Raw genomic sequence first — 3,141 nt, 5'->3', positions numbered from 1 at the left:
TCCTTTTGAGAAGAAATCCTCTTCTGAGACTACTTTTGCTTCTGTATGATGGGCGATAAATTCAATATCAACCGTTTCGTATTTTGTTCGCAAGAAACGGGTCATCCAGAAAAAGAAGCTGCGTGCCATATACTTTTCCCAGCGTCCCATACTACCACTTGTATCCATCATCGCAAGTACGACAGCTTTCGACTCTGGTCTAATTGTTTCGGTCCAAGTTTTGAAACGTAAATCATCATTATAAATAGGGATAAGACCTGGTCTACCTTCTAGGGCATTCCGCTTAATAGCTGATAAGATTGTTCGCCGTTTATCAACATTGCCCATTAATCCTTTTTTACGAATATCATTAAAGGAAATATCCTCTACAATAATTTCAGCATCTTCCTTCTTCTGTAGGTTGGGCAGCTCTAGTTCTTTAAATAGCATCTCTTGTAACTCCATAATCGACACTTCAGCTTCAAAGTAATCCTCTCCGGCATCTTCACCAGCACCTTGACCCTTTCCAGGCCCCTGCTGTTGCTTTTGGGCATTCGGATCGCGAGCTACAACATCGCCTACTTTACTATCACCCTTCCCTTGACCAACATGCTTATTTTTATCATAGTTATAGCGTATTTTGTACTCATCTAATGAACGAATTGGAATTCGAATTACTTCACGCCCATTAGACATAACAATGTTTTCTTCACTCACTAAATCAGGAAGGTTTTTCTTAATCGCTTCTTGTACCTTCTCTTGATGACGTCTTTGATCTTGATGTCCCTTTCGATGGAGGGACCAATTCTCTTGAGACACGACAAAGTTATGTTTATTAGGATCTTTCACACCATTTCCCCTCCTTGTATACTCCATCCTTTTTATGCAAAATCAAAACCGATTTCATCAACGGAATGTGTCACATATTTTCCAATTCAACATATACTGATCTCGAATCGCCCCTTTGTTTAACTTACCAATTAGATAGGGGCTTATAATATCCTATGCAGACAGGGATAAGAGTTGCTAATAAATTCTGACAAATTATCTTGTACAAGCAAAAAAACCTTATTCCATCCTATTACTGTTCTCAACGCAACAACACGTATCACGTATAAAAGAAAATGTCATCATCTCACATTAGAGATGATGACATGGCTATTTAGCGATTCAACAAGCTTCCTACATAACGTAACAGTTCATTAGCTGAAGTAGAGTTATAACCGTGCTCATCAATTAAGCGGGCAATAACCTCATTTACTTTCTTGAGTTGTGATTCATCTGGTGTTTTCACAGATGTGGTAATCTTCACAATATCCTTCAAGTCAGCAAATAGCTTCTTCTGGATCGCTTCGCGTAAACGCTCATGCGAGTTGTAATCAAATTTCTTCCCTTTACGGGCATAAGCTGAAATGCGGATAAGAATTTCTTCACGGAATGCTTTTTTCGCATTCTCTGAAATGCCAATTTGTTCCTCAATAGAACGCATTAATTTCTCATCTGGCGTCATTTCTTCACCCGTTAATGGGTCACGTAATTTATTCTTGTTGCAGTAAGCTTCTACATTATCTAGATAATTGTCCATTAATGTTTTCGCAGACTCATCATAAGAGTAGACAAAGGCTTTTTGAACTTCCTTCTTCGCAATCTTGTCATACTCTTTTCTCGCAACAGCAATAAAGTCCATGTAACGCTCACGGTCTTCTTGTGAAATCGATGCATGCTGATTAAGTCCCTCTTTAATAGAACGCAACACATCAAGCGCATTGATCGATGTTAATTGTTTTCTAATAATCGCAGATGAAATTCGATTAATGACATAACGTGGGTCAATTCCACTCATTCCCTCATCTGGATGCTCTTGTTTCAATTCTTCTAGGTCCTGAGAATTAAAGCCTTCTACACTTTCTCCATCATATAAACGCATCTTCTTTACGTGGTCGACACCTTGTTTCTTAGGGTCTTTTAAACGAGTTAAAATCGTGAAGATCGCAGCAACCTTTAGGGCATGTGGAGCGATATGAACATGTGAGAGATCACTATCTGAAATCATTTTCTTATAAATTCTCTCTTCCTCACTCACTTTTAAGTTATACGGAATCTTCATCACGATAATTCTGGAGTGAAGGGCTTCGTTTTTCTTATTGGAAATAAATGATCTATACTCAGATTCATTTGTATGAGCAACGATGAGCTCATCGGCTGATATCAAAGCAAATCTTCCAGCTTTGAAATTCCCCTCTTGAGTGAGTGAAAGTAAATGCCATAGGAATTTCTCATCACATTTCAACATCTCTTGAAACTCCATCATTCCTCGGTTTGCTTTATTCAACTCTCCGTCAAAACGATAGGCCCGAGGATCAGACTCAGAACCATACTCAGCAATCGTCGAAAAGTCGATACTTCCAGTTAAATCGGCAATATCTTGTGATTTCGGATCTGAAGGGCTGAAGGTTCCAATTCCTGTTCGCTTATCCTCTGAGAAGAAAATTCTCTCTACCATCACATCTTCAATCCGGCCACCATACTCTTGTTCTAACCTCATCATATTTAAAGGTGATAGATTTCCCTCTATCTTCACACCATACTCGTCAAAGAAATCAGCACGTAAATGTTGTGGAATTAAATGCAGTGGATCCTCATGCATCGGGCATCCTTTTATCGCATAAACAGCCCCTGTATCTGTACGCGAATACTGCTCAAGCCCTCTTTTTAACATCGTGACAAGAGTCGATTTACCACCACTTACAGGACCCATTAACAGCAAGATCCGCTTACGAACATCGAGCCTTTTTGCTGCCGAGTGAAAATACTCTTCTACTAACTTTTCAATTGACTCTTCAAGACCATAGATTTGATCACTAAAAAACGAATATTTTTTTCCGCCGTTTTCTTCTTCCACACCAGCATCTTTAATCATATGATAAACGCGGGAGTGTGCCGTTTGTGCAACATACGGTTTTTCTTTTAGTAATTCTAAGTAATCAGCAAAGGTTCCTTCCCATTTCAACCGCTCTTCTTCTTCTCTGAAATTTTCAATCTTTTTTAAGATATCCATTATTATTTACCCCCATCCTCGTGGTCAAGAGAGATTAATACACTTTATGCACAGGCCCAAGTGAACATGCATCCCATTTCAGAAATTGACGTTTTACCCAGTCA

General features: G+C 39.0%; 2 protein-coding genes. Both read right to left on the bottom strand.

Features of this window, described 5'->3' with window-relative positions:
* Positions 1–828 (bottom strand): DUF444 family protein (locus AB685_RS29260; RefSeq protein WP_047974130.1); only part of this gene is annotated, 828 nt, incomplete at its 3' end.
* A 313-nt stretch (positions 829–1,141) separates the two neighbouring features.
* Positions 1,142–3,037: a PrkA family serine protein kinase gene (locus AB685_RS29255; protein WP_047974129.1), complete on the bottom strand. Its 1,896-nt coding sequence runs from the start codon at positions 3,035–3,037 to the stop codon at positions 1,142–1,144.
* Positions 3,038–3,141 lie beyond the last annotated feature (104 nt).

This window comes from Bacillus sp. LL01 (assembly GCF_001037965.1).
The sequence above is the reverse complement of the archived record's forward strand: the minus strand, read 5'-3'. Positions and strand labels throughout refer to the sequence as shown.

Coding starts and splice junctions, on each gene's coding strand:
- AB685_RS29255 (WP_047974129.1), bottom strand. CDS start 3,037: ATGGATATCTTAAAAAAGATTGAAAATTTCAGAGAAGAAGAAGAGCGG.